This window comes from Paraburkholderia sp. NMBU_R16 (assembly GCF_013282575.1).
GTDB lineage: Bacteria > Pseudomonadota > Gammaproteobacteria > Burkholderiales > Burkholderiaceae > Trinickia.
In genome coordinates this window covers 1-2,179 of the sequence record NZ_JAAAYE010000162.1, presented here as the reverse complement: position 1 = coordinate 2,179, position 2,179 = coordinate 1, and the positions used below count along the sequence as shown (strand labels likewise).

At 59.8% G+C, this 2,179-nt stretch carries 2 protein-coding genes; both read left to right on the top strand.

Going from position 1 to position 2,179, the window contains the following annotated elements:
• The first annotated feature begins 491 nt into the window (after positions 1–491).
• A complete protein-coding gene (locus GWC77_RS27460; RefSeq protein ID WP_254367224.1) occupies positions 492–1,220 on the top strand; it encodes an alpha/beta hydrolase in 729 nt (242 codons plus the stop codon).
• 172 nt (positions 1,221–1,392) lie between these two features.
• Positions 1,393–1,812, top strand: a complete 420-nt coding sequence (locus GWC77_RS30420; RefSeq protein WP_367949129.1) for an IS4 family transposase — start codon at positions 1,393–1,395, stop codon at positions 1,810–1,812.
• Positions 1,813–2,179 lie beyond the last annotated feature (367 nt).

Sequence of the window (2,179 nt, the reverse complement as noted above, 5' to 3'; positions counted from 1 at the left end):
GCCGCATTCTGCCGCAACCAGCCATACCTCAGCTTGTCGATTCAGAGCGCCTCAAGGGTTCGCTGCGCCGGGCTTACGCCCGCCCTTGACCCGCTAACATCACCCACTCGGAATTCAAAAGAGGCAGAAAAATGCTACGCAGTCGCAGGATGCTCAAGAAACGTTCAGCGAAGAATTTCCTCGGATCACGAAGCCTGCATCCGGCTCCTCACACTTCTATGCGGTTGCGAGCAGATCGTCCGCGGGCACAGGTGCGTCTACCGGCGGCGGCCTGCAAACGGCGGCAGCAAGATGTTTCATGTTGGTTGGAATAAACCAGCGCCCCGCGTTTCTCACGGATCACAAACGCCGTTGTTTCGCGACGATGGGCTCGACGGCGTTTGTCCAACGGTTGTTCCGCATTCGCCTATTGATCCATTCGACAAGGGAAGCTGGTCATGTTCAGCAAACGCATTTTTTCTTCGGCCATAGCAGGTGTTGCGGCCTGTCTGATGTGTTCAGGTGCCATAGCGCAGGAAGGCGCGAAGGCTCCGGCCATTCACAATATCGTTCTCGTACACGGACTGTATGCAGACGGTTCGAGTTGGGGGAAGGTCATCCCGCTGCTCCAGGCGAAGGGCTTTCACGTGACCGCCGTACAGAACCCAACGACGTCGTTCCAAGCGGACGTCGATGCCGTCAAGCGGGCGCTTGCGCAACAGGACGGCCCCACGTTGCTCGTCGGGCATTCTTATGGGGGGATGGTCATCAGTCAGGCGGGCGACGATCCGAAGGTGTCAGGTCTCGTATACATCGCTGCGCGCGCGCCAGAGGCGGGAGAGGACTACCCTGCGCTGACGCACAAATTCCCCGCTGCGCCGGCGTCGGCTGGGTTGCAGTGGTCGTCTGACGGATATGGGTTGCTTTCTGAGCAAGCGTTCGTCAAAGACTTCGCCGGTGATCTTCCGCCCGCCGAAGCGCGTGCCTACTATGCCGTGCAGCAGCCCATGGGCAAGCCGATCACGATGGCCAAGACCACAGTGGCGGCGTGGCGGGATAAACCCACTTGGTACGCCGTGTCCTCGGAGGATCGCACGATCAACCCGGACCTCGAGCGCTTCATGGCAAAGCGCATGGGGGCTTATACGATCGAAATCCCGTCGAGCCACGTGTCGCTGCTTTCTCATCCGAAACAGGTGGCGGATCTGATTCTCGAGGCGGCGGAGCAGCCGGCTCAGTGAGCGGTATCAGTCGGCCGGACGCGCCGGATATGCCGTCGACCCGTATGGGGTATGTGCCCGACCGCGAAGCGGATTGAATGGCGTTAATGGAGCCCGCCGAAGAGTTGGGCAACCCGGCCGACTGGCTGGTACGTGCCACGCATAACCGCAGCCTGCCTGAAGGCGATCAGTTGTGGGAGTAGGCCACGCACGACGAAGCGGTGGGCGAAATCGCCTTTCCGATGGCCGCGCGCCAAAGTGTGAAAGCGCGCATGGCGCGCCTGCGGTTGCGGCGCGTGCAGTTGCCCGCAATACGAAAACGCCTCGATCTGCGCAACCCAAGCTCAACGAAGTGCTGCGCTTGGTCGCGCGTCTCGGTGGATTCCTCGCCCGCAAGAGCGACGACGAACCCGGGGCTGAGACGATCAGGAAGGGACTCACGAAAGTTCACATCCCGCGGAAACCATGCGCCTATTACGCGATGACGGTGACGCCGACACTTCTGTGTAACGATATGGGTAACCAGTTGATGGAAGTTCGAAACGCGTTTCGATTACGGCGTTGGTGGCGCCATTACGCCGATCATCGGGTGGCGCCTTTACGGCGATCCTGAAGTGGCGCCATTACGGCGATCATCCGCTGGCTCCTTTACGCCATGTCGTTATACACAACGTCTCCGTCGATCCGCGACGGCGAGAAAGCCTGTTTACTTTCAATGACATAGCGCGGCGCTTGTAAGCTGTCGGCGGATGTCGTTTACTTTGCGCTTTTGAGCGCACGCCTTGGTCACCGAATCGACGCCCTGGACACAAACGGAATTCGAGCAACTGGACCTGGGGGACGCGCGCCTGAATGCGTATTCCAGGCCAAAGCGAACGCGGATTCCAGAGCAAACCGAACGCGGTTTCCACGGCAAAGCGAACGCTGATTCCACGGCAAACCGAACGCATATTCCACGCGTAAGCGAACGATAGGAAGGA